Genomic DNA, 24871 nt, shown 5'->3' with positions numbered 1-24871 from the left:
CAGCAGTGATGACGCGGCGCCGCGTGGCCCTGGGCCTCGCGGCGCTGGGGCTGTCGGCCGGCTGCGGCGCGCCGGCGCCGCAGATGAGTTTCGCCGAAACCGGCAACGGCGAGGCCCGGATCGCCGCGCTGACCCGGGCGCTTCTGGCGCTGGGGCCGGAGGTGGATGCGCAAGAGGCGGGGCGCACCGCGCGGATCGCGGTATTGCGGCCGCTCGACTGGGCCGAGGAATGGCAGGTGGTCGACCCGCCGCTGAAGCACAATTTCAAGGTGATCCACGGCCTGCGCGAAAAGGGGCTCTGCCGCGACTGGACCAATGCGCTTTATGCGGCGCTGCATGCCGAGAGGCTGCGGACCATCGATCTGCACGTCGGCTTTTCCAATGCCCGCAACGTCCGGCTCGAACATGTCTCGGTGGTGGTCTCTGCCCGGGGCCGGCCGATGGAGGCGGGGCTGCTGCTCGATCCCTGGCGCATCGGCCAGGGGCGGCTGTGGTTCGGCCGGGTGACGGAAGACCCGCGGTATGAATGGGAAACGCTGGAAGCGGTGCGCGCCTGGCAAGCGCAACAGAAGGCGCGGCTCGGTCTCTGAACAGCCGACACCCGGCGGCGGGCTTGTCTTGCGCGTCGCTTCGCGGCAGGTTTCGCGAATAACCGCACCACACGAGATTTTTCATGCGTATTTTCCCCGGCCTTCTGACCGCCGCCTGTCTTGTTGCCACGCCGCTGGCGGCCGACGAGATCACCGACACCCTGAACAGCGCCCTCGCGGCCTATGAAGCGGGCGATATCCAATACGCCCTCGATGAGATCGACATCGCGAGGCAGCAGCTGCTTGGCCGCAAGACCGGCGCGCTCAGCGCCTTTCTGCCGCCGGCGCCCGAAGGTTGGACCCGCGAGATCGACGAAGAGGCGGCCCCGGGGCTGGCAATGATCGGCGGTGGCGTCGGCGCCGAGGCAAGCTATGCCGGCGAGGGCAAGCGCTTTGCCATCAAGCTCATGGCCGACAATCCGATGGTGGCGAGCCTGGCTGGGGTGATCAACAATGCCGCGATGATGGGGCTGACGGTCGAACGGGTGAACCGCCAGAAATTCGCCATTCAGGACGGCGAGATCATGGGGCTGGTGGCCAACCGCATTCTGGTTCAGGTCTCTGGCGCGGATACCGAAACCATGCTCGCCACGCTGGAAAAGATGGATTTCAAGGCCATGCAGGGCTTCGGGCAGTAGGCGCGTCGGCCCAGCGTCTTGGCCTCAACGCCAGAGGTCCCGGGGCGGGCCCGGGACGGGGGAGGGCGCTGCCTCCGGTCAGGGCGTCAGGCAATTGGCACGAGATCCGCGCCCCGGCCCCCGCGCCGGGGCCTCTGGGTCGGCGAAGTGCCCCGGTCCTCGCGAAGAGCCATAATCCCGCCGAAAACACCCGGCCCGCACCCGGGACGGGGGATCAGCCGCCGGTCAGGCCTTCGATCTGGGTCGGCGGGGTGCGGCGGGTCACCAGTTCCGGGCGGCGCTTTTCGTAGAACGCATTGCCGCCGGCGGTCGCCACATAATGGATGTTGTTGTAGTTCGCGACGTAATAGGCGGCGTGGAAGAACCGGCCTTTGGTGATCAGCGGATGGCGTTCGCCTTGCAGCACCGCCCGCGCCGATTCCAGCGCCAGCGGCAGGCCCCGGTCGGTCATCGGGCGGGTCATCACGCCCGGCGCGAACTGGTTCTTCTGCGAGACCACGCCGCAGACCGTATCCGGGAAATCGTCCGAGGCGACGCGGTTCATCACCACGGTGCCCACCCCGATCATGCCGTCGCGGCTCGAGCGGTTCGATTCGAAGTACATCGCCCGGGTCATGCATTCCAGCGCCTGCGGGTCGGGGCGCGGCGCCGACCGGTCGCGTTGTCCGCAGCTCGCCAGAATCGCGAGCGCCGAGACCAGGGTCACGGTTCTCAGGCTAGTCTTCGTCAGGGTCATCCGGCGGTCTCTCTCGCTGTGTGGCTGCGCAGGTTTTCAGCGTCACAGCAATCTCGGGCGGCTTTTGCAAGTCTTTTTGCCCGGGAGGCGGCCGGAACGCGGCCGCTTGCCGTATTTGCCACAGCTGGCCCGTCGCCATCCGCGTAGCGCGTTGACGCTCTTGCACGCATCTGCCAAGGATGATTTTCGCGATCGGGGCAGGGGAGCCTGAGCCATGAAAGTTATCATCTGTGGCGCCGGACAGGTCGGCTGGCAGATCGCGCGTCATCTGTCGGGTGAGCGCAACGATGTCACGGTGGTCGACAGCAACCCCGACCTGGTGCGCCGGGCCACCGATACCTTGGACGTGCAGGGCATTGCCGGTTTTGCCAGCTATCCCGACATTCTCGACCGGGCCGGCGCGCGCGATGCCGACATGATCATCGCCGCCACCCATTCCGACGAGGTCAACATGGTCACCTGTCAGGTGGCCCATTCGGTCTTTGCCATCCCGCGCAAGGTGGCGCGACTGCGCTCTCAGAGCTATCTCGACGCGATCTATTCCGATCTCTACCGCCGCGATCACATGCCGATCGACGTGGTGATCTCGCCCGAGAAGGAGGTCGCCGACGCCGCGCTGCAACGGCTTTCGGCGCCGGCCGCCTTCGACACCGAGCATTTCCTCGACGGCAAGGCGCAGTTTCTCGGTCTTCGGCTCACCGCCGAATGCCCGGTGCTCAACACGCCGCTGCGCCAGCTCACCGATCTGTTCTCGACCCTGCGGTCGGTGGTGGTGGCGATCCGTCGCGAGGGCACGCTCTTTGCGCCCGATCCCGGCGATCAGCTCTTTGCCGGCGACGATTGTTATCTGATGAGCCACATCGACGACGTGACCCGCACGATGGAGATCTTCGGCAAGACCCAGACCAAGCAGGAGCGTGTGGTGCTGGTCGGCGGCGGCAATGTCGGCCTCGCCGTGGCGCAGGCGCTCGAGTCCCGGGCCGAGCGGATCCGCGCCAAGGTGATCGAAAAGAACCGCAAATGCGCCGAACGGGCGGCGGATATCCTCGAGCGGACCATCGTGCTCAATGGCGACGGTCTGGATGCGGCGCTGCTGAAAGAGGCCAATATCCACCGCGCCGACGCGGTGCTGACGGTCACCGACGACGACAAGGTCAACATGCTGGCGGCGGTGCGCGCCAAGGCCGAGGGCTGTCCCTTTGCCATCGCGCTGATCAACGATCCGACGCTGGTGCCGCTGATGGGGCCGCTGGGCATCGACGCCTATATCAACCCGCGCGCCACCACCGTCAGCTCGATCCTGCGCCACATCCGCCATGGCCGGGTGCGCGGCGTCTATTCGGTGGGCGATGCCGAGGCCGAGGTGATCGAGGCCGAGGTGCTCTCGACCTCGCCGATCGCCGGCCAGCGCATCCGCGACATCGATTTCCCCGAGGGTGTGCTGGTGGGCGCGGTCTTGCAGGAGGGCAAGGTGATGCGGCCCACGGGCGCGCTCAGGATCGAAGAGGGCAATGTCATCGCGCTGTTCTCGATGACCAAGGATGTCCCCGAGGTGGAGCGCCTGCTCCAGGTCTCGATCGACTTTTTCTAGATGCTCAACACCCTGAAAAACCTTCCCTTCTTTCTTCAGCTTGTGGGGCTTTGCGGGCTGTGGATGATGGTTCCGGCGGTGCATGCGCTGGCCTCGGAAGCGTTTCACCAGGCGCGCACCTTCTTTTATGCCGGCCTGCTGACGCTGATCCTGGTCAGCCTTGTCGGCATCGCCATTTCGAACCAGGTGCAGAACCGTTCCGGCCTGCGCCAGCTGCTGGGGCTGCTGGGCGCCTTCACCGTGCTGCCGCTGATCATGGCGGTGCCATTTCACGAGGCGCTGCGCACCACCTCGTTTCTCAACGCCTATCTCGAGATGGTCTCGAGCTTTACCACCACCGGCGCGACGCTGTTTGCGCCGGAACGGCTGTCCGACACCCTGCATCTCTGGCGCGCGCTGGTCGGCTGGATGGGCGGGTTGCTGATGTGGATCGCCGCGGCGGCGATCCTCGCGCCGCTCAATCTCGGCGGCTTCGAGGTGACCGCCAGCGCCGAGCCGGGCGGTGGCGAAGCCCGCGTCGCCACCATGGAAGGCGCCGATCCGGTGACCCGGCTGATGCGGACCTCGTGGCGGCTGATCCCGGTCTATTTCGGGCTGACGCTGGCGCTCTGGATCACGCTGCTGGTGGCGGGCGAGGCGCCGCTGGTGGCCTTCAGCCATGCCGCCTCGACGCTGGCGACCTCCGGCATTTCGCCAATCGGCGGGGTGCAGAGCGGTGCGGCCGGCTTTGTCGGCGAGGGGCTGATCTTTCTCTTTCTGCTGTTCTCGCTGTCGCGGCTGACCTTCACCAATGACACCGTCACCGGCGCTGCCGCCGATCTGCGCCATGACCCCGAGTTCCGGCTGGGCCTGCTGCTGGTGGTGCTGGTGCCCGGTTTTCTGATCCTGCGCCATTGGGCCGGGGCCTTCGAGGTCGACGAGGTTGACGACCTGTTCTCGGCCGTCCGTGCGGCCTGGGGTAGCATGTTCACCGTGCTGTCGTTTCTCTCGACCACCGGCTTCGAAAGCGCCGACTGGGCCGCCGCGCGCAGTTGGTCCGGCCTCGACAACCCGGGCATCATCCTTCTGGGGCTTGCCATGATCGGTGGCGGCGTGGCCACCACCGCCGGCGGGGTCAAGCTGCTCAGGGTCTTCGCGCTCTATCTCAACGGCCGGCGCGAGATCGAACGGCTGGTACATCCCTCCTCGGTCGGCAATGCCCGCGCCGTCAGCCGGCGCATCCGCCGGCACGGCGCCTTTGTGGCCTGGGTCTTCTTCATGCTCTTCGCCATCTCGCTGGCGGCGATCACGGTGATTCTCGGCGGCTTTGGCGTGCGTTTCGACGCCGCCATCGTGCTGGCCACCTCGGCGCTGTCGACAACCGGGCCGCTGACCGACGTGGCGCTGGAGGCGCCGATCGTGCTGGTCGAGCTCAACGCCGGGGCCAAGCTGGTCTATGGCGCGGCCATGGTGCTGGGGCGGCTGGAAACGCTGGCGATCATCGCGCTTTTGTCGCCCAACCTGTGGCGCAATTGACTTTTGCTGCACCGCAGCATAATTTGTCGTCATTCGGGGCTGGAAAACCCTTGGCTGGCACGACATACTCGCGCCTCAGTGAGGGGGCCGATCCGCGGCAACTACGGCAAGAACAAAGGCAATTTAGGTATGGCTTCGGACAGACAGAACCTTCAGGACGCGTTCCTGAATCACGTGCGCAAGACCAAGGTTCCGGTGACGGTTTTCCTGATCAACGGCGTCAAGCTTCAGGGCGTGATCACCTGGTTCGACAATTTCTGCGTGCTGCTGCGCCGCGACGGGCAGTCGCAGCTGGTGTACAAACATGCGATCTCGACGATCATGCCGGCCCAGCCGATCAACCTTTATGACGGTGACGAGGGCGCTTGAAAGAGCATGACACGCATGTGACCCGTGCCTGGGTCCTGCATCCCGACATCAAGTCCGATCAGGACCGGCGCACGCCCGAACCGGCGCTGGCAGAGGCGGTGGCCCTGGCCGCGGCGCTGCCTGATCTCGAGGTGGTGGGCGCCGAGGTCGTCGGCCTGAGAAACGTTCAGCCCGGCAAGCTCTTCGGCTCCGGCAAGATCGAGGAACTGGGCGCCCGGTTCAAGGCCGAGGACGTCGAATTGGTGCTGGTCGACGGGCCGGTGACACCGGTGCAGCAGCGCAATCTCGAAAAGGACTGGGGGGTCAAGTTGCTCGATCGCACCGGGCTGATCCTCGAGATCTTTTCCGACCGCGCCGCCACCCGCGAGGGGGTGTTGCAGGTCGAGATGGCGGCGCTGTCTTATCAGCGCACCCGCCTTGTCCGCGCCTGGACCCACCTCGAGCGGCAGCGCGGCGGGCTCGGCTTTGTCGGCGGCCCCGGCGAAACCCAGATCGAGGCCGACCGGCGGGCGATCGACGATCAATTGGTGCGCCTGCGCCGGCAGCTCGACAAGGTGGTCAAGACCCGCGACCTGCACCGCAAGGCCCGCGCCAAGGTGCCGTTTCCGATTGTCGCGCTGGTGGGCTATACCAACGCCGGCAAATCGACGCTGTTCAACCGGCTGACCGGGGCTGAGGTCATGGCCAAGGACATGCTCTTTGCTACGCTCGACCCGACGATGCGCGCGGTCGAACTCGACAACGGGCTCGAGGTGATCCTGTCGGACACCGTGGGCTTTATCTCGGACCTGCCGACCGAACTGGTCGCCGCCTTCCGCGCCACGCTGGAAGAGGTGCTGGCGGCGGATGTGATCTGCCATGTGCGCGACATCAGCCATGAGGGCAGCGAAGAGCAGGCCGAGGACGTGCGCGCCATCCTGGGCAGCCTCGGGGTGCCTGACAGCACCCCGCAGCTCGAGATCTGGAACAAGATCGACCGGATTGCCGCCGAGGACCGGGCCGCGCTTCAGGCCCGCGCGGCCCGCGACGATGCCATCGTGACGCTTTCGGCGGTGACCGGCGACGGCATGGGGGATTTCCTCGATGCGGTGACCCGCGCGCTCGAGGCCGAAAAACACGAGACCGAAGTGGCGCTTGGTTTCGGCGAGGGCCGCAAGCGCGCCTGGCTGTTCGAGCGCGGTCTGGTGACCGACGAGGCGCAGGACGAGACCGGCTATCGGCTCAAGGTGGCCTGGAGCCGCAAACAGGAAGCGCAATTCGCAAGGCTGTAGGGCGCGGAACTGGGGCGCAGCCCGAGCAAGCAACCGAACGCGCCGGTGTGAGGCTGGCCGGGAGGTCCCGGCGCAGGGCCGGGACGGTGAAGGTCTGTACGGTAGCGGGTTGGCTGGGCCGGGGCGCAGGCTGCTGCGCCATCGCAGACCCGCTTCCCGAGGCTGCAATTTGGCTGCTGTCGGCGTTCTTTCGCGAACTGTTACGGGCCTGGCCGGGATGAAGTGGCATTCACGGCCGTTGTATCGCCACCCGGGTCGACGATGGCGCGGCTCTCGCAAACGGGGGCGATCAGGTGCCGCAAAGCTACTGCGGCATCAGCCGTGTCACCCCCGTTGCTGCCGCCCGTGCGAGATCTTCATCCAGTGACATCGGGATATATTCGCCGCGCCGCCACAGGCTGCCGAGATCGTCGTAGTGGCGGGACAGAAAGTGGCCAGACTGGCCGGTCGAGGTGATAAAGACCGAACTGTCGGGATCGGCGAAGTCGTAGACCCCGCGATAGCCAGCGCCATGCACGTTCAGATAGGGGTTGGCTCCGGTGCCGCGGGTGCGGCCGCGCAAGAGCGTATGGTCGCCGCCCGAGGTCGACTGGCGAATATTGACGAAATGGCGCAGCACCGGCACCTCGCCCAGCACCGGGTGATCATGGGTCGCCTCATGCGCGTCGCCCCAGCGCAGGGCCGAGAGGTCGCGGCCGTGGGTCTCTTCCAACCAGACCACTGCATCGTCCAGCGCCAGGCGGGCGATATCGGTGCAGCTCTCCTCGGGCGAGGATTGCAGGATGTCGCACCAGGCGCTGGCGCCGTCGATGTCGCGGTAGACCCGTTCGATGAACAGCGGCTCGACATGGGTGTATTCATCCGCCAGCGGCCCGAGATCGTCGCGGATCAGCCTTTCCTGCAACGCGCGCAGCCAGGCGGCATAGATCAGCGGTTCCGGCAGATGTTCGTTCATCTCGCCGTTCCAATCCGCCAGCAGCGTCAGCGCCACCTGCCGCTGGCGGGCCAGGGTGCCCGCCGGGGCGGCCTCGCCGGTAAACCACAGGTCGGCACCGATCAGCGGCAGCAGCGAGCGGGCGGCAAAGCTGACGGTGTCGAGCTGGGCCTCGGTGAAACTGTCGCGGGTGTGCACTTCGCGGCCCTGCATCAGCCGGGTCCAGCGTTCGATCCGCTGGCTGTCGCCCCAATTGAAGGAGACATGCTCTGGGAAGGGCCGGTCGATCACCTTGTTGTTGGTATTGCCGACAATGCCGCCCTCGGGGCGCAGGAAAGAGGGGTTGTCCTCATACGGCAGACTGCCCTGCCAGCGGTTTTCGGCGGCCCAGCCCTTGGTGGGCAGGCGGCCCTGGCTCTCGTGGCGCTCGGAGCGGCGCGGCATGCGGCCGACCAGTTGCAGCGCGATGCCCTCCTTGTCGGCCAGGGTCAGCATCTGGCTCGGGGCAACGAAATCCTTGCCGGTGGCCACCGCCGCGTCGATATCCTGGGCGTACATCAGCCCCATGGCGGCGCTGAGCGAGGTGTCGGCATCGCTCAGCGCCGTCCAGGCCAGCGTGGCGACATGGCCGGCGGGGGTGATCGCGCCCAGATCGAAATGCGAGCCCGGCAGCACCGGGCCATTGTCGGTCCAGCGCAGGGTGACGGTGACCGGCGCCTCATCCTTGATGCGGACGATCGAACGGCGGGTCTCGAAATCCTTGAAGCCGCCGGGGGTGCGGTATTGCTGCGGATTGTCGGGGTTGAGCTGCTCGATATAGAGATCCTGATCGTCGAGGTAAGACGAGGTGACACCCCAGCCGAGATTGGGGCTCTTGCCGGCCATCACCACCGGCACGCCGGGCACCGTGGCGCCGATCACGCCGCCGGTTTCGAGCTCGAGCCTTGCCAGATACCAGATCGCCGGCGCGGTAAAGCCCAGGTGCGGGTCATTGGCCAGCAGGGTGCCGCCCGAGGCCGAGCGCGAGGGCGCCGCCGCCCAGGCGTTCGACGCCCCGGCCAGCCCGCGCGGCGCGAAGGGTGAGAGCGGGTCGCGCGGCAGGCGGGCATAATCCTGGTGCCCCTTGCGGATCTCCGGCACCAGGGCGGCATATTCCGGCAGCGCCGCGGTGCCGGAGCCGGGCACATCGGGCAGGATATCGCGCAGCCGGTCCTCGTCGGGGATGAGCAGCGACGTGCGGGCGCGCAGCACCTCTTCCTGCATCTGGCCGGAGAGCTGCACTGCCAGCAGCTTGATCAGCGCGATGGAATCGGCCGGTTGCCAGGGCGCGATGGGCGCCTCGAAGAGAAAGAACTCGGGCGCGCCGCGGCCCAGCGCCGAACGGTTGATCTCGTCCAGTCGGGCGTTCACGCCGGCCGCATAGGCCGTCAGCGCCGCCAGGGTGCGGTCATCCTGCGCCGCCACCGACCGGGTGGCGCGGGGATAGAGATCGAGCCGGCGCATCAGCGTGTCGGTGCTCAGGGTGCGACGGCCAAACACCTCGGACAGCCGGCCCTGCACGGTGCGGCGCAGGGTCACCATCTGCCACAGCCGGTCCTGCGCATGGGCATAGCCCAGGCCAAAGAACACATCCGCATCCCCGGCGCCGAAGATATGCGGCACATTGGCATTGTTGCGCACGATCTCGACCGGTCCGTCGATGCCGCGCACCGCCAGCTCCTTGTCGTAATCGGGCAGCGAACGCGAGGCGAGGTAATAAACCGCGGCCACCGCCAGCAGGCAGAGCACCACGAGGGCCGTTGCCAGCCTGAACAGCCATTTGAATAAGCTTGCCATCTGCGCCTTGCCTTGCCTCTTGTCTTCCCGTCCGGCTCGGGTGAGAACCCCTTAAAGGAAACGGATGCAAGACAAAAGCGGGAGCACACGACATGGCGAAACTGGCATTTCTGGGATTGGGCGTGATGGGCTATCCGATGGCCGGGTATCTGGCCAAGGCGGGCCACGAGGTGACCGTCTACAACCGCACCGCCGCCAAGGCCGAGGCCTGGGCCGGCGAGCATGGCGGTGCCAGTGCCCCGACGCCGGCCGAGGCGGCCCGGGGCGCCGAGTTCGTGATGGCCTGCGTCGGCAATGACGACGACCTGCGGGCGGTGTGCCTGGGCGAAGAGGGCGCCTTTGCCGGAATGGACGAGGGCACGGTCTTTGTCGATCACACCACGGTCTCGGCGGCGGTGACGCGCGAGCTCTACGACGCGGCCGAGGCTGGCGGCATCTCCTTTGTCGACGCGCCGGTGTCCGGCGGGCAGGCAGGCGCCGAGAACGGCCAGCTGGCGGTGATGTGCGGCGGCGATCAGGCGGCCTACGACCGGGCCGCGCCTGTGATCGCGGCCTATGCCAAGGCCTGCCGCCGGCTGGGCGAGAGCGGGGCCGGGCAGATGACCAAGATGGTCAACCAGATCTGCATTGCCGGGCTGGTGCAGGGGCTGTCCGAGGGGCTGCATTTTGCCCAGAAGGCCGGGCTCGACGGTGCGGCGGTGGTCGATGTGATCAGCGGCGGGGCCGCCGGTTCCTGGCAGATGGCGAACCGCTTCGAGACCATGCTGGCGGATCAGTTCGAACACGGGTTCGCCGTGGACTGGATGCGCAAGGACCTGGCGATCTGTCTGAAGACCGCCGACGAGGTGGGGGCGAGCCTGCCGGTGACGGCGCTGGTCGATCAGTTCTACAAGGATGTGCAGAAGCTCGGCGGCGGGCGCTGGGACACCTCGAGCCTGATCAAGCGGCTGAACGCGGCGGGCTGAGGGGCTTGGCGGGGCGTGGAGGTTTCAGGCCCCGCGCCCCGGACTTGATCCGGGGGTCTCTCGGTCGGCGGCGCGCCTCCGGTGCGGGGGCGGTGACGGCTGTCCCGGGCGCCGGCAAAAGCGGCGTTTCTTGTCGCAGGGCCGGTGCGGCTGACGATTGCCCATTGTATTTGCCCGCCTTCCCACCTTATGTTGACAGAAGGCAAAAGGGCGCAGTCCCTCTGCCCGAGAGTTTCGCTGTTTTCGAAGTCACGCGGGCCAGATGCCCCGAACCTTCCGAGACAGACCGATCTGATCGCCGGACCGCCAGATTGACGTGGCGGCGATCGTAAGACCAGCCCGACTGTGAAAGCGGCGGGCCGCAAACGGGCGGATGGTGCGTGCGCCAGACCGTCGGAGAAGAAACGCGATGCAACGCGCGAGAATTCAGAGGGCAAGAGCAGGGGCCATCATGGGCCCCGCACCCATGCCTGTGCTGACCGCGTCCACCATCGCCCCAATCGGACATTTCCTGCAATCCGCCGCGCCGCCCGGGGTATCCCGCGCGGCCTTGGGCTTGTGGGAAAGCATGAAAGTACAATGGCCAAGAAAATGCTTATCGATGCCACCCACGCGGAAGAAACCCGCGTCGTGGTGGTGGACGGAAACAAAGTCGAGGAATTCGACTTTGAATCGGAAAACAAGCGCCAGCTCGCTGGCAATATCTATCTAGCAAAAGTCACACGGGTCGAGCCGTCGCTGCAAGCGGCCTTTGTCGACTATGGCGGCAACCGCCATGGCTTCCTTGCCTTTTCCGAGATCCATCCCGACTATTACCAGATCCCCGTCGCCGACCGTGAGGCGCTGATGGAGGAAGAGCGCGCCTATGCCGAGGCCATGAAGGCGCGGGACGAGGAAGAAGCGGCGCGCCCCAAGAAGCGCCGTCGCCGGTCGGCCTCAAAGGCGGAGAAGACCGCCAATACCGATGCGATCGAAAGCCGCGAAGTCGAGGGGATGGAAACCATCGACCTCGGTGATGGCGAGGACACGCTCGAAGGGCTGTCGCCGATGGCGACCGTCGCCGAGACCCCGGTCGAGGAACCCGAGGGCGGCGATGCGCCCGAAGCCGAGGCGGCGGAAACGGCACCGGCGGCGGACGCTGCTCAGGCGGAAGAGACCGTCGACGCGGCCGACCCCCAATCGGACACGCCGGCAGACGAGGCGGAAGAGGCGCCGGAGGCGGCTGACGTGTCCGCGACCGAAACGGCTGCGGACGACACCGCCAAGACCGGCGATGCCCCCGAGGTCGAGACCGAGGACGACGAAGACGAGACCCCGGCCAAGCCCGATGCCGCCGACAAGGACAGCGATATCGAATCGGTGGCCGATGACGACGATCAGGAAGACATCCGTCCGCCGCGCAAACCGCGCCCGCGCCGCTACAAGATCCAGGAAGTCATCAAGGTGCGCCAGATCCTGCTGGTGCAGGTCGTCAAGGAAGAGCGCGGCAACAAGGGCGCGGCGCTGACCACCTATCTCTCGCTCGCGGGCCGCTATTGTGTGCTCATGCCCAACACCGCGCGTGGCGGTGGCATCAGCCGCAAGATCACCAATGCCCCCGACCGCAAGAAGCTCAAAGAGATTGCCAACGAGATCGACGTGCCGCAGGGCGCGGGGCTGATCATCCGCACCGCCGGCGCCAAACGCACCAAATCCGAGATCAAGCGCGACTACGAATACCTGCAACGCCTGTGGGAGCAGATTCGCGAGCTGACGCTGAAATCGATCGCGCCGGCCAAGATCTATGAAGAAGGCGACCTGATCAAACGTTCGATCCGCGATCTCTACAGCCGCGACATCGACGAGGTTCTGGTCGAGGGCGAGCGCGGCTACCGCATCGCCAAGGACTTCATGAAGATGATCATGCCGTCCCACGCCAAGAACGTGAAGCAATACGGCGACCAGCTGCCGCTTTTTTCCCGCTATCAGGTGGAAAGCTACCTCGGCGCGATGTTCAACCCGACGGTGCAGCTCAAGTCCGGCGGCTACATCGTGATCGGCGTCACCGAGGCGCTTGTCGCCATCGACGTCAACTCGGGCCGCGCGACCAAGGAAGGCTCGATCGAGGAGACCGCGCTCAAGACCAATCTGGAAGCCGCCGAAGAGGTGGCGCGCCAGCTCCGGCTGCGCGACCTTGCCGGGCTGATCGTGATCGACTTCATCGACATGGACGAGCGCAAGAACAACGCCGCCGTCGAGAAGAAGCTGAAAGACAAGCTCAAGACCGACCGGGCCCGCATCCAGGTGGGCCGCATTTCCGGCTTCGGCCTGATGGAAATGTCGCGCCAGCGTCTGCGCCCCGGCATGATCGAGGCCACCACCGCGCCGTGCCCGCATTGCCACGGCACCGGCCTCATTCGTTCGGATGACAGCCTTGCCCTGCAAGTGCTGCGCCAGATCGAAGAGGAAGGCACCCGCCGCCGCTGCAAGGAACTGCTGGTGCGCTGCCCGGTGACGATTGCCAACTACCTGATGAACGCCAAGCGCGAACATATCGCGATGATCGAGGCGCGCTATGGCATTGCCGTGCGGGTCGAGGGCGATCCGGCGCTGGTCAGCCCCGATTTCACCATCGAAAAGCTGAAAACCGCCACCCGCAAGGTGGCCGAAGCGCCCGTCGTCTCGGCCGACACCAAGATCATGGATCTGGTCGACGAAGACACCGAGGAACCGGAAGAAGAGGCCCAGGCCGCCGAAGAGGCACCGGCCGAGACCCCCGAGACCGGCGAAGAAGAGACCCCCAAACCCAAGAAGCGCCGGCGGCGCCGGCGTCGGCGGAAGTCCAAGTCGGACGAGAACAATGGCGATGGGCAGGACGGGTCTGACGACGACAATGGCGACAAGGACGCCAATGGCGACAAACAGGCCGACGGCGACAAGAAAGCCGACGGCGACAAGAAAGCCAAAGCTCCGAAAGAAGAGGCCGAGGCCAGCCCGGCGGACGAGGAAAGCAGCGGCGACAAGCCCAAGCGCACCCGCCGCACGTCGAGCAGCCGCCGCAAATCCTCGCGCGCCAAGACCGAAGAGACCGCTTCGGACGAGACAGCCGCGCCAGAGGCGCAGGTTGCCGAAGGTGCCGCCACCGAGGCGGCAGAGGCCCCGGCAGATGTGAGCGAGGCGCCGACGGCGGCGCCGGAACCTGCGGCGGCAGCGGAGACGCCCGAGGCGACTGAGGCCCCGGCGGACACGCCGGCGGCCGAAGCGGCACCGGCAGCGGTGGATGCCCCTGCCAAGGCTTCGCAAGCGGACGAGGTGCCCGAGACCCCGGCGACAGAGCCCGAGGCACCGATCGCAGAGGACGCGCCTGCGGCAGAGCCGGTGCAGTCCGACGTCGCGGCAGAGCCCGAGGCCCAGCCCGAGCCCGAGGCACCGGCAGAGCCGGAACAGGCCGAGGCCGAGGCCGAGACGCCGGAGCCCGCCACGGCCAAGGCCGAGCCGGTGCTCGAGACCGCCGATGTGGCGCAGGAGACCGAAGCGGAAGACCCCGACAAGCCGAAGAAACGCGGCTGGTGGTCGATCGGCCGCTGATCAGGCAAAGCCCCGGCCATGCGCCGGGGCTTTTTGCATTTGGGGAGGTCAGCCGCCCTTGCGGATCACGTAAATCTCGGCCGCGCCATCGGCGCGCGTCTCGATCAGCGCATGGCCGGCTTCGGCGCAGAAATGCGGCACATCCACCACCGCTGCCGGATCGTCGGCGCGCAGTTCCAGGATCGCCCCATCTTCCATGGATTTCAGGCGTTTGCGCGCCTTGAGCACGGGCAGGGGGCAGAGCAGGTGGGTGGCGTCGAGTGTCTCGGGCATGGCTCAGGTCTAGGAGCCGCCGCGAGGCTTGTCCAGCGCCTTACTCTCGCCACGAAACCGGGCTAGGATCGGGGGCAAAAGAGTGAGTGGCAGATGGGCAGTGGCGACAAGCGCAGGGTCGGCAAGCGCCGGGTGTTCTATATCCCCGGCTACGACCCGATTCACCCGCGCCGCTACCGCGAGCTCTATCGGCGCGAGGCCGCCAGACAGGCCGCGATCTCGGGCTATGACATCGCGTTGCGCCCGCGCGCCAAATCGCGCAACTACGGCTGGCATGTCACCGGCGAATTTGACGGCGCCGTGGTCGAGACCGAGGTCGAGGTGCTGGTCTGGTCCGACATCGTCAAACATTCGATGGGCCACGGCATTTTCATCAGCTACTTGCGGATGATCTATACCGCGATCGCCTATATCGGCTCGGGCGCCTTCTGGCGGTTGGCCCGGCTGCAAAAGGGCCCGGTGATCGCGGCGCTCTATCCTGTGGTGATGCTGCTGCTCGAGGCGGCGCTGGCGGCGCTGGTGGTCTGGGGCGCGGTCAAGCTCGGGCTGCTGCTTTCGCCCTGGGTCGGCTGGCTCGGGCCGCTGGTAGGAGGAGCGGCGGGGCTGGCGCTGGCCTGGGCGCTGCTGGAACAGTTCAGAAGGTGGGACGGCAAGCTTTTTGTCTATTACCTGATGCACGATTATTCCTACAACGCCCGCGCGTTTGGCGCGATGCCCCCCGAGCTCGAGGCGCGGATCGCGGAATTTGTCGAGAGCATTGCCGCGGCCTGCGATGACCCGGTCGACGAGATTCTGGTGATCGGCCATTCCTCGGGCGCGCATCTGGGCGTGTCGGTGCTGTCCGATCTGATCCGCGCCGGCCATGTGCGCCCAGACGGACCGGCACTGGGCTTTCTCAGCCTTGGCCATGTGGTGCCGATGGTCAGCTTTCTGCCGCGCGCCTGGCGGCTGCGCGCCGATCTTGCCTATCTGTCCGAACGCCACGAGATCTTCTGGGTCGATGTCACCGCGCCCGGAGACGGTTGCGCCTTTGCGCTCTGCGATCCGGTGGCGGTCACCGGAGTGGCGGGGCCGGCGAAGAAATGGCCGCTGGTGTTCTCGGCCGCCTTTACCAAAACGCTCTCGCCAGAGCGCTGGAAGGCGCTGCGCTGGCGGTTTTTCCGGCTGCATTTCCAGTATCTCTGTGCCTTCGACCGCCCCGGCGATTACGATTATTTCCAGATCACCGCCGGCCCGGACACCCTGGCCACGCGCTATCGCAACCGCCGCTCGTCGCGGTCGGTGATCGACCGGCCGGTCAACAAATTTACCTCGACCGCGCCATGAAACGCCCGCCAAAACCGCCCGCGCGCGCCGACAAGGTGTCGCTTCTGCGTTACATGTCTCTGTTTCGCAAGGATATTCTCTCGGCCCAGCCGGCGCGGCTTTATCGCGCCTGGATGGCCGAGTTCCGTACGCCATTCTTTCGCTCCTTCCTCGTCAACCAGCCCGACCTGGTCCGGGCGGTCCTGAAAGAGCGGGCCGATGATTTCCCGAAATCCGACCGCATCGGCGAGGGGCTGCGGCCGCTTCTGGGCAACTCGGTCTTTGTCACCAATGGCGAGACCTGGAAACGCCAGCGCCGCATCATCGACCCGGCTTTCGAAGGCGGGCGCCTGCGGCACGGCTTTCCGGCGATGCGCGCCGCGGCGGAGGCGGCGGTGCAGCGGATGGCGGCGCATAGCGGCGAGACGCTGGAGGTCGAGGCCGAGACCAGCCATGCCGCCGCAGACGTGATCTTTCGCACGCTGTTCTCGATTCCGATCGAACATGAGATCGCGGCGCAGGTCTTTGCCGAGTTCCGCCACTACCAGCGCAGCCAGCCGATCCTGAACCTCGCGGCCTTTGTACCGCTGCCGAAATGGATGCCGCGGTTCTTTCGCCGCGACACCCGGGCGTCGGCCAGGACCATCCGCCGCCTGATCACCCGGCTGACCACCGCGCGCATGGCCGAGATCGCGGCCGGCACCGCCCCCGATGATCTTGCCACCAAGATCATGACCACGCCCGATCCCGAGACCGGCGAGACCTTTACCACCGAGGAAATGGTCGACCAGGTGGCGATCTTCTTTCTTGCCGGCCATGAAACCAGCGCCTCGGCCCTGGCCTGGACGCTCTATCTCATGGCGCTGTACCCGGAGTGGCAGGAGCGTTTGGCGGAAGAAGCGCAATGTCTGCCGGAGCTTTTGCCCGAGGCGAACGGTTCAGCGCAAGCGGCGCCGGATTTCGGTGTCATGGCCAAGCTGCGGCTGTCGCGCGATGTCTTTCGCGAGGCGCTCAGGCTTTATCCGCCGGTGCCGATGATGGTGCGCGAGGCACAATGCCCCGAAAGCTTCCGCGACCGCGAGGTGCCCAAGGGCAGCCAGATCGTGCTGAGCCCGTGGCATCTGCATCGCCACGAACGGCTCTGGGAGCGGCCGGATGAATTCGATCCCGGACGCTACGCCACCGATAACGGCAAGACCTGCCTGCGCGAGGCCTATCTGCCGTTCTCCGCTGGCGCGCGGGTCTGTCCCGGGGCGGGGTTTGCCATGGTCGAAGGGCCGCTGCTGCTGTCCTACCTGCTGCGGCATTTCCGCTTCGCGCTTGGCGCGGGGCCGGCGCCGGTGCCGGTGGCGCATCTGACGGTGCGGTCCGACAATGGCATCTGGCTGCGTGTCGCGCCGCGCCTCAGCCCTGATCCTTGATCTTCGCCTCGAAGGCGCGCAGCCGGTCTTCGAGGAAACGTCGGCCGCGTTTGGCGGCCATGCGCACGCGCACGGCCGTCAGAAAGGCCTCTTCGGCCGTGGTCGAGGAGGCACCGATGATCTTGGCGGTCTCGGCGACAAGCGTTTCGTCGCCCATCAGCTCGGCCGCCTCGATCACGTCGCGGGCCAGGTCGTCGGCCAGATCCTCGGTCACTCCCATGGCAGGCCCTAGCGCGAGGTCTCGGTCAGGCGTCGTTTGACGTAATCCGAGACCGTGCCGATCATCGTGTCCATGTGATCGTTCTCGAAGAAATGCCCTGAGCCCTCGATCTCTTCATGGGTGATGGTGATGCCCTTCTGCTCGTGCAGCTTGCCAACCAGCGCCGTGGTGTCGGACGGCGGCGCGACGCGGTCGGCGGTGCCGTTGATGATCAGCCCCGACGAGGGGCAGGGCGCGAGGAAGGAGAAATCGTACATGTTGGCCGGCGGGCTGGCCGAGACGAAGCCGGTAATCTCGGGCCGGCGCATCAGCAGTTGCATGCCGATCCAAGCGCCGAAGGAGAAGCCGGCGACCCAGCAATGCTTAGAATTGTTGTTCATCGATTGCAGGTAGTCGAGCGCCGAGGCCGCATCGGACAATTCGCCGACGCCCTGATCGTATTCGCCTTGGCTTCGGCCGACGCCGCGGAAATTGAACCGCAGCACGGTGAAGCCCATGTTGTAGAAGGCGTAATGCAGGTTGTAGACAACCTTGTTGTTCATCGTCCCGCCAAACTGCGGATGCGGATGCAGCACGATGGCGATCGGCGCGTCCCGCTCTTTCTGGGGGTGATAGCGGCCTTCGAGCCGTCCTTCGGGACCGGGAAAGATGACCTCGGGCATAACGGGCTGTACTCCTCGCAAAGGTGTGGCAATTGTTGACGCAATTGTCCGTTAACCTTAGAATGGTTCTAAACCCGATGCCGGAAACGGAACGGGGCTTGTGGCAGATAAGCCTAATGGTTACTGAGGTCAACTGGCCTGGCGGGCGTCCTGGGGAGAACCGAATGAAGCTGAGTACCAAGGGGCGCTATGCAATGGTGGCGCTGGTCGATATCGCACTCCAGCCCGAGGGGCGCCTGGTGACGTTGGGGGAGATCTCGCAGCGGCAGGATATTTCGCTGCCCTATCTCGAGCAGCTCTTTGTCAAATTGCGCCGGGCCGAGCTTGTCGCCTCGGTGCGCGGCCCCGGCGGCGGCTACCGTCTGGCCCGGCCGACCACCGAGATCAGGGTTGTCGATATCCTCGGGGCGGTGGACGAGACGGTGGATGCGATGCACAAGGGGGCCGGCGCCAGCGGCGGGCTCTCGGGCAGCCGGGCGCAATCGCTGTCCAACCGGCTCTGGGAGGGTCTTTCGGCGCATGTCTATGTGTTTCTGCACCAGACCCGGCTGTCGGATATCGTCGGCAACGAGCTGGCGCCCTGTCCGGCGGTGCCGGGATTGTTCGCGGTGGTCGATGATGGCTGAGCGTCGTTCGGGGCGGCATGCGGCGCGTGTTTCGGGGGCTCTGCCCCCGGACCCCCGGCGTATTTGCAAAGAGAAGAAGGGGCCGGCGCGTGCCTAGGGTCTATCTCGATCACAATGCCACGGCGCCGCTCGGTGCGGCCGCGCGCGCGGCGATGCTGGCCGCCATGGAGGTGGTGGGCAACCCGTCGTCGGTGCATTCCGAGGGTCGCCGCGCCAAGGGTCTGATCGAGACCGCCCGGCGGCAGGTCGCCGAGGCGCTTGGTGCCGGCGAGGCGGATATCGTCTTTACCTCCGGCGCCACCGAGGCGGCCGGGTTGGCGCTGGCGGGCCGCAGGCTGGCCTCGGCGGCGATCGAGCATGATTGTGTCGGCGCCTGGAGCGAGGGTGCGCTGCCGGTGGATGCGGCGGGCCGGGTGACGGTGGCGGACCCCGCCGCAACCGCGCTTCAGGTGGCCAACAGCGAGACCGGCATCCTGCAAGACCTGCCGGCGGGGCTGGCGCTGACCGATGCGGTGCAGGCCTTTGGCAAGGTGTCGTTTTCCTTTGCCTGGTCGGGGGCGCAGATGGCGCTGATCTCGGCGCACAAGCTGGGCGGGCCGAAAGGCGTGGGGGCGCTGGTGTTGCAGCGCGGGCTGGATGTTGCGGCGCAGATCCGGGGCGGCGGCCAGGAGATGGGCCGCCGGTCGGGCACCGAGAACCTGATCGGCATCGCCGGTTTCGGCGCCGCCGCGGAACAGGCGGCGCGCGATCTGGCCGATGGCACCTGGGAGCGGGTGGCGGAACTTAGAAATATTCTAGAAAAAGCCATTGAGGCTCGGGAAAAAGAGATTATTTTAGTCGGGAAATCGACGTCGCGCCTGCCCAATACCCTTTGCATGATCGCACCGGGCTGGAAGGGCGAGACGCAGGTCATGGCGATGGATTTGGCCGGCTTCGCGATCAGCGCCGGTTCGGCCTGTTCCAGCGGCAAGGTCAAATCCAGCCGCGTGCTGCGCGCGATGGGATATGGAGAGCAAGAGGCCGCCTGTGCGATCCGGGTGAGCCTTGGCCCTTCGAACACGGAAGACGACGTGCTGCGCTTTGCCGAAGCGTGGTGCAGAGCATATGAAAAGCATCGCGCCCGCGCGGCGTGACACCGGAGGTAGATATCATGGCAGCTCTTGACCAGACCCAGGTCAAAGAAGGCGTCGACCAGGAGACCGTGGATGCGGTTCGCGAGGTCAGCACCTACAAATATGGCTGGGAAACCGAGATCGAGACGGAATATGCGCCCAAGGGGCTGACCCCCGATATCGTGCGGCTGATCTCGGAAAAGAACGAAGAGCCGGAATGGATGACCGAATGGCGGCTGGCGGCCTATGAACGCTGGCTGACCAAGAAGGAGCCGGACTGGGCGATGGTCGATTACCCCGAGATCGACTTCCAGAACCAATATTACTATGCCCGTCCCAAGAGCATGACGGAAAAGCCCAAATCGCTCGACGAGGTCGATCCGGCACTGCTGGCGACCTATGAGAAGCTGGGCATTCCGCTGAAGGAACAGATGATCCTGGCCGGTGTCGAAGGTGCCGAGGAGGCCCCGGCCGAGGGCCGCAAGGTGGCCGTGGATGCGGTGTTCGATTCGGTTTCGGTCGGCACGACCTTCCAGAAAGAGCTCAAGAAGGCCGGCGTGATCTTCTGTTCGATCTCCGAGGCGATCCGCGAACATCCCGAGCTGGTCAAGAAATACCTGGGCTCCGTGGTGCCGGTCAGCGACAATTTCTACGCCACGCTGAACAGCGCGGTTTTCTCCGACGGCTCCTTTGTCTATGTGCCGCCGGGCGTGCGCTGCCCGATGGAGCTCAGCACCTATTTCCGCATCAACGCCGAGAACACCGGCCAGTTCGAGCGGACGCTGATCATTGCCGACAAGGGCTCTTACGTCTCCTACCTCGAAGGCTGCACCGCGCCGCAGCGCGACACCTCGCAGCTGCATGCCGCGGTGGTGGAAATCATCGTCGAGGAAGATGCCGAGGTGAAATATTCCACCGTTCAGAACTGGTTCCCCGGGGATGAGAACGGCAAGGGCGGGATCTACAACTTTGTCACCAAGCGCGCCGATTGCCGGGGCGACCGGGCGAAATGCATGTGGACCCAGGTCGAGACCGGCTCTGCCGTGACCTGGAAATATCCCTCTTGCATCCTGCGCGGCGATGACAGCCAGGGCGAGTTCTATTCGATCGCCATCACCAACAACTACCAACAGGCCGATACCGGCACCAAGATGGTGCACCTGGGCAAGAACACCCGCTCGCGCATCGTGTCGAAGGGGATCAGCGCCGGTTTCGCACAGAACACCTATCGTGGGCTGGTCAGCATGCATCCGAAGGCCAAGAACAGCCGCAATTACACCCAGTGCGACAGCCTGCTGATCGGCGACAAATGCGGCGCACATACGGTGCCCTACATCGAGGTGAAGAACAATTCCTCGCGGGTCGAGCACGAGGCCACAACCTCGAAGGTCGATGACGACCAGATGTTCTATTGCCGTCAGCGCGGAATGGACGAAGAGGAAGCGGTGGCGCTGATCGTGAACGGCTTTGCCAAGGAAGTGCTTCAGGCGCTGCCGATGGAATTCGCGCTCGAGGCGCAGCAGCTGGTGGCGATCTCGCTCGAAGGCTCTGTCGGCTGAGACGAGGCAGGGGTGGGCCCTCTGGCCCACCGATGCCACGGCAGAAGGCAGAGGGCGCGCGCGCCCGCAAACACAGGCGACCAGAGATGATCCCACGTATCAAACGTATCCAGAAGCGTCTGCGCCTCGGCCGTCCGGTCGAGAGCGTGAAGCTTCAGATCGTGCAGGCATGGGTGCTGGAGCGGGCGGTGACCTTTTGCGTCAACATGAAGAACGACCCGGTGCAGCGCAATCATCGGCGCGGGCAGTTCTATGAGATGAGCGAGCTGTCTCGGCTGGCGTCGGTTTTCCCCCAAGGCGGCGTCTTTATCGATATCGGTGCCAATGTCGGCAATCACACGCTGTTTGCCGCGCTGTTTCTGGGGGCGTCGCGGGTGATCCCCTTCGAGCCCAATCCCAAGGCTTTCGAGCTTCTGGTGAGCAACGTGCTGGTCAATGGCTTGCGCGACACGGTCGATCTCTCGAAATTGGGGGTTGGCGTGTCGGATGCGCAGGGCGGCGGCTTTGCCATGCAGGACCGAGACCGCAACCTTGGCGGCGCCAAGATGCTTGAGGGGCAGGGTGAACTCGAGGTGCATCGCGGCGACGCGCTGCTCGAGGGTGTGACGCCGGATTTCATCAAGATCGACGTCGAAGGCATGGAAATGCAGGTTCTGGCCGGGCTGAGCGGCGTGCTGGAACGGGCGCGGCCGGTGATGATGGTCGAGGTCGACAACGCCGTCGAAGCGGACTTTCTGGCCTGGGTCACGGCGCAGGGCTATGCCCTGTTCGCGACCCATCAGCGCTATCGGCTGAACAAGAACCACCTGATCTGCGATGCCGGCGATCTGGATCGGCTCACCGAAGCCTATGCCGCAAGCGCCCCCAAGGCCGAGGCACCGGCCGAATCGGCCGATGTGCTGACGCAAGGTGAGGTGTGATGTCTGTGATTTATCTCACATTGAAGCCAATGCCGACGCATTTCTGCCGCCTTCCTGCGCGAACTGTTGCAGAAACAAAAGACGCAAGAGGCAGCAGACATGATCGGCACGCAGGGGCAGGCGAGCTTTCAGGCCCGGATTTCCCGGATCAATTCCGGACAGGTGAGCCAGGTGCCGCAACCGGGGGTCTCGGACGGCAGTGGGACCTGCTGGATCACCCACAAGAGCGCCCGGCGGATGCAAAAGCGCGCCGCGCCGGAGACCGGTCGGACGGCGTCGACCTCGGGCCTTTTCGGCTTTGTGCTGGGCCTGCTGGCGTTCGTGCTGTCGCAATTGGGCGGGTATCACCTGTTCGGCCTGCCCGATTCCAAGATGACCGGCGACATCCGCATGCTGCTGGATGGCGTCGGCGCGATGGCGGTGCTGGCGACGGTCTCGCTGGTCTTTGCCGCCCCGTCGAAACGGCACATGGCGGTCAGGATTGCCGGCGTCGCGGTGGCCATGGCCACGATGCACAATCTGGTGCACATGGCGCCGGATGTCTTTGCGATGGCCTTTTCGGCCGAGTGGGTCGAGGCCACCCGCGCCGCGAGCGAACCCGGATCGATCCTGTTTCGCGGCGTGAGCATTCCGCTTTCCTGACAATCGAAAAATCCGAAATCAGCGCGGCGCAGCCCCAAGGGGCGGCGCTGCCTTCACGCGTTTACACGAGGTAGAAAAATGCTGGAAATCAAGAACCTGCACGTCAAACTTGAAGAAGAGGACAAGCAGATCCTCAAAGGTGTCGACCTGACGGTCGAAGCCGGCAAGGTGCATGCCATCATGGGCCCCAACGGCTCTGGCAAATCGACGCTCTCTTACGTTCTCTCGGGCCGCGACGGCTATGAGGTGACCGACGGCGAAGCGACGCTGGAGGGCAATGACCTGCTCGACATGGAGCCGGAAGAGCGCGCCGCGGCGGGCCTGTTTCTGGCGTTCCAGTACCCGGTGGAAATCCCCGGCGTCGGCAACATGACCTTTCTGCGCACCGCGCTCAACGCGCAGCGCAAGGCGCGCGGCGAGGAAGAGCTCAACGCCACCGAATTCCTCAAGCTGATCCGGGCCAAGGCCAAGGATCTCAAGATCGACGCCGAGATGCTGAAGCGTCCGGTCAACGTCGGCTTTTCGGGCGGTGAGAAAAAGCGCAACGAAATCCTGCAAATGGCGATGCTCGCACCCAAGATGTGCATCCTCGACGAGACCGACTCGGGGCTTGACGTCGATGCGATGAAACTGGTGGCCGATGGCGTCAACGCGCTGCGCGACGAGGGCCGGGGCTTCCTGGTCATCACCCACTACCAGCGTTTGCTGGACCACATCAAACCCGACGTGGTGCACATCATGTCGAACGGCCGCATCATCAAGACCGGCGGGCCCGACCTGGCGCTCGAGGTCGAAGAGCGCGGCTATGCCCATCTGGTGGAGGAGGTGGCGTAATGGCACTTCCGCAAATCAAACAGGATGCCACCGAGGCGCGGATCGCGGCGCTCGACCTGCCCCTAGGTGGCTGGTCGGATGCGGCGCGGCAGTCCGCGCTGGGCCGGTTGCGCGAAATGGGCCTGCCCGGACGGCGCGACGAATACTGGAAATTCACCCGCCCCGACACGCTGACCCAGCCCGAGGCGCCGCGCGCCGCGCTCTTTGATCCCAAGGAAGCGCCGGTCTTTGACGAGGTCGAGCGGCTCAATCTGGTCTTTGTCGACGGGGTCTTCGATGCCGAGGCTTCGGACGATCTGGCGCTCGAAGGCGTGACGATCGAGCGCCTGGCCGAAACCAGAAGCGATCTGCACTGGGCCAAGGGGCTTTACGGCACGCTCGAGGCCAATGGCCAGGTGCCGGTGCAGCGCCCGCTGGCGGCGCTCAACACCGCCTTTGCCACCGACGGCCTGCTGATCCACGTGACCGGCACCCCGTCCAAGCCGATCTCGATCTGCTACGAGCACAAGTCCGAAACCTCGGATGCGATGCTGCACCATGTGGTCAAGGTCGATGCCGGCGCCGAGGTGACCATTCTCGAGAACGGCCCGGCGGCGGCGCGGTTCAACAAGGTGATGGAGATCGACGTCGCCGATGGCGCCAGGCTGCACCACATCCGCACCCAGGGCCGCGACCACGAGCGCCAGGCGGTGACGCATGTCTTTGCCCGTCTTGGCGCGGAATCGGTGTTCAAGAGCTTTACCCTGACCGCCAACGGCGTGCTGACCCGCAATGAATGCGTGATCGAGCTCACCGGTGACGACGCGGTGGCGCATGTCGCCGGGGCCTGTGTCGGCGACGGTGACTTTCACCACGACGACACCGTCTTCGTGACCCATGACGCGGTGAACTGCGAAAGCCGTCAGGTCTTCAAGAAGGTGCTCCGCAACGGCGCCACCGGCGTCTTTCAGGGCAAGATCCTGGTCAAGGCCGGCGCGCAGAAGACCGATGGCTACCAGATCAGCCAGTCGCTGCTGCTCGACGAGGACAGCCAGTTCCTGGCCAAGCCCGAGCTCGAGATCTATGCCGATGACGTGGCCTGTTCGCATGGCTCCACCTCCGGCGCGATCGACGAGGAGGCGCTGTTCTATCTGCGCTCGCGCGGCGTGCCGGAGCCGCAGGCGGTCAACTTGCTGACGCTGGCCTTTCTGGCCGAAGCGGTGCAGGAGATCGAGAACGAGGCGCTGGCCGAAGAGATCACCGCCCGGATCGAGGGATGGCTCATCCGCCATCGGGACTGACACGA

General features: G+C 65.7%; 22 protein-coding genes. 17 read left to right on the top strand and 5 right to left on the bottom strand.

The window, feature by feature from the left end:
* Window positions 1–8 precede the first annotated feature (8 nt).
* Window positions 9–590, top strand: coding sequence for a hypothetical protein (locus PVW49_RS09110; protein WP_074834942.1), 582 nt, complete (start codon window positions 9–11; stop codon window positions 588–590).
* A gap of 83 nt (window positions 591–673) precedes the next feature.
* Entirely contained in the window at window positions 674–1228 is a 555-nt protein-coding gene (locus PVW49_RS09105) for a hypothetical protein (protein ID WP_074834940.1), read from the top strand.
* Between the two features lie 214 nt (window positions 1229–1442).
* Here PVW49_RS09105 and PVW49_RS09100 read toward each other — a convergent pair whose 3' ends face one another.
* Window positions 1443–1964 carry a cell wall hydrolase gene (locus PVW49_RS09100; RefSeq protein ID WP_074834938.1) on the bottom strand — a complete coding sequence of 174 codons (522 nt, stop codon included), beginning with the start codon at window positions 1962–1964 and terminating at the stop codon, window positions 1443–1445.
* 214 nt (window positions 1965–2178) lie between these two features.
* Here PVW49_RS09100 and trkA point away from each other — a divergent pair, with 214 nt between their 5' ends.
* The 4 genes from trkA (at window position 2179) to hflX (ending at window position 6710) form a co-directional block, all read left to right on the top strand.
* Window positions 2179–3555, top strand: a complete 1377-nt coding sequence (trkA, locus tag PVW49_RS09095) for a Trk system potassium transporter TrkA (RefSeq protein ID WP_048531259.1) — start codon at window positions 2179–2181, stop codon at window positions 3553–3555.
* Entirely contained in the window at window positions 3556–5070 is a 1515-nt protein-coding gene (locus PVW49_RS09090; RefSeq protein WP_048531261.1) for a TrkH family potassium uptake protein, read from the top strand. It abuts the gene before it with no gap.
* Between the two features lie 129 nt (window positions 5071–5199).
* Complete coding sequence (gene hfq / locus PVW49_RS09085) at window positions 5200–5439, top strand: RNA chaperone Hfq (RefSeq protein ID WP_048531263.1); 240 nt, start codon at window positions 5200–5202, stop codon at window positions 5437–5439.
* Window positions 5436–6710: a GTPase HflX gene (gene hflX / locus PVW49_RS09080; protein ID WP_074834936.1), complete on the top strand. Its 1275-nt coding sequence runs from the start codon at window positions 5436–5438 to the stop codon at window positions 6708–6710. Before hfq ends, hflX begins: the two co-directional genes overlap by 4 nt.
* Before the next feature lie 304 nt (window positions 6711–7014).
* On the opposite strand, the gene PVW49_RS09075 is transcribed toward hflX, so the two are convergent.
* Window positions 7015–9480: a penicillin acylase family protein gene (locus tag PVW49_RS09075; protein WP_074834934.1), complete on the bottom strand. Its 2466-nt coding sequence runs from the start codon at window positions 9478–9480 to the stop codon at window positions 7015–7017.
* Between the two features lie 92 nt (window positions 9481–9572).
* On the opposite strand from PVW49_RS09075, the gene PVW49_RS09070 reads away from it, so the two are divergent.
* Both PVW49_RS09070 and PVW49_RS09065 read left to right on the top strand, forming a co-directional pair.
* Window positions 9573–10445 (top strand): NAD(P)-dependent oxidoreductase, encoded by an 873-nt coding sequence (locus PVW49_RS09070; RefSeq protein WP_274563158.1) that lies wholly within the window; start codon window positions 9573–9575, stop codon window positions 10443–10445.
* Between the two features lie 579 nt (window positions 10446–11024).
* A complete protein-coding gene (locus tag PVW49_RS09065; RefSeq protein ID WP_274590408.1) occupies window positions 11025–14012 on the top strand; it encodes an Rne/Rng family ribonuclease in 2988 nt (995 codons plus the stop codon).
* Window positions 14013–14060: 48 nt separating this feature from the next.
* On the opposite strand, the gene PVW49_RS09060 is transcribed toward PVW49_RS09065, so the two are convergent.
* Window positions 14061–14285 (bottom strand): sulfurtransferase TusA family protein, encoded by a 225-nt coding sequence (locus tag PVW49_RS09060; RefSeq protein ID WP_048531274.1) that lies wholly within the window; start codon window positions 14283–14285, stop codon window positions 14061–14063.
* A gap of 93 nt (window positions 14286–14378) precedes the next feature.
* Here PVW49_RS09060 and PVW49_RS09055 point away from each other — a divergent pair, with 93 nt between their 5' ends.
* Both PVW49_RS09055 and PVW49_RS09050 read left to right on the top strand, forming a co-directional pair.
* Window positions 14379–15611 carry a hypothetical protein gene (locus PVW49_RS09055; protein WP_274590407.1) on the top strand — a complete coding sequence of 411 codons (1233 nt, stop codon included), beginning with the start codon at window positions 14379–14381 and terminating at the stop codon, window positions 15609–15611.
* Window positions 15608–17011: a cytochrome P450 gene (locus tag PVW49_RS09050; protein WP_274590406.1), complete on the top strand. Its 1404-nt coding sequence runs from the start codon at window positions 15608–15610 to the stop codon at window positions 17009–17011. Before PVW49_RS09055 ends, PVW49_RS09050 begins: the two co-directional genes overlap by 4 nt.
* Here PVW49_RS09050 and PVW49_RS09045 read toward each other — a convergent pair.
* Window positions 16995–17231, bottom strand: coding sequence for a hypothetical protein (locus PVW49_RS09045; RefSeq protein ID WP_274590405.1), 237 nt, complete (start codon window positions 17229–17231; stop codon window positions 16995–16997). The two genes, PVW49_RS09050 and PVW49_RS09045, sit on opposite strands and share 17 nt — an antisense overlap.
* An 8-nt stretch (window positions 17232–17239) precedes the next feature.
* Complete coding sequence (locus PVW49_RS09040) at window positions 17240–17893, bottom strand: alpha/beta hydrolase (protein ID WP_048531281.1); 654 nt, start codon at window positions 17891–17893, stop codon at window positions 17240–17242.
* A 164-nt stretch (window positions 17894–18057) separates the two neighbouring features.
* Here PVW49_RS09040 and PVW49_RS09035 point away from each other — a divergent pair, with 164 nt between their 5' ends.
* The 7 genes from PVW49_RS09035 to sufD all read left to right on the top strand — a co-directional run bounded on the left by PVW49_RS09035 (window position 18058) and on the right by sufD (window position 24866).
* Complete coding sequence (locus tag PVW49_RS09035; protein ID WP_048531283.1) at window positions 18058–18519, top strand: Rrf2 family transcriptional regulator; 462 nt, start codon at window positions 18058–18060, stop codon at window positions 18517–18519.
* A gap of 89 nt (window positions 18520–18608) precedes the next feature.
* A complete protein-coding gene (locus tag PVW49_RS09030; protein WP_274590404.1) occupies window positions 18609–19652 on the top strand; it encodes a cysteine desulfurase family protein in 1044 nt (347 codons plus the stop codon).
* Window positions 19653–19669: 17 nt separating this feature from the next.
* Window positions 19670–21190, top strand: coding sequence for a Fe-S cluster assembly protein SufB (gene sufB / locus PVW49_RS09025; RefSeq protein ID WP_274563169.1), 1521 nt, complete (start codon window positions 19670–19672; stop codon window positions 21188–21190).
* An 86-nt stretch (window positions 21191–21276) separates the two neighbouring features.
* Window positions 21277–22110, top strand: coding sequence for an FkbM family methyltransferase (locus PVW49_RS09020; RefSeq protein ID WP_274590403.1), 834 nt, complete (start codon window positions 21277–21279; stop codon window positions 22108–22110).
* Window positions 22111–22209: 99 nt separating this feature from the next.
* On the top strand, window positions 22210–22752 hold the full coding sequence (locus PVW49_RS09015) for a hypothetical protein (protein WP_274563171.1): 543 nt from the start codon (window positions 22210–22212) through the stop codon (window positions 22750–22752).
* 78 nt (window positions 22753–22830) lie between these two features.
* The gene (gene sufC, locus PVW49_RS09010; RefSeq protein ID WP_048531290.1) at window positions 22831–23586 is read left to right on the top strand and encodes a Fe-S cluster assembly ATPase SufC; all 756 of its coding nucleotides are present in this window, start codon (window positions 22831–22833) and stop codon (window positions 23584–23586) included.
* A complete protein-coding gene (gene sufD, locus PVW49_RS09005; protein WP_274590402.1) occupies window positions 23586–24866 on the top strand; it encodes a Fe-S cluster assembly protein SufD in 1281 nt (426 codons plus the stop codon). Before sufC ends, sufD begins: the two co-directional genes overlap by 1 nt.
* Window positions 24867–24871: the final 5 nt, after the last annotated feature.

The organism is Marinovum sp. PR37 (assembly GCF_028807375.1).
In the GTDB taxonomy this organism is placed as follows: domain Bacteria; phylum Pseudomonadota; class Alphaproteobacteria; order Rhodobacterales; family Rhodobacteraceae; genus Marinovum; species Marinovum algicola.
Note: the sequence above shows the minus strand (reverse complement) of the source record. Positions and strands in the feature narration are given on the sequence as shown.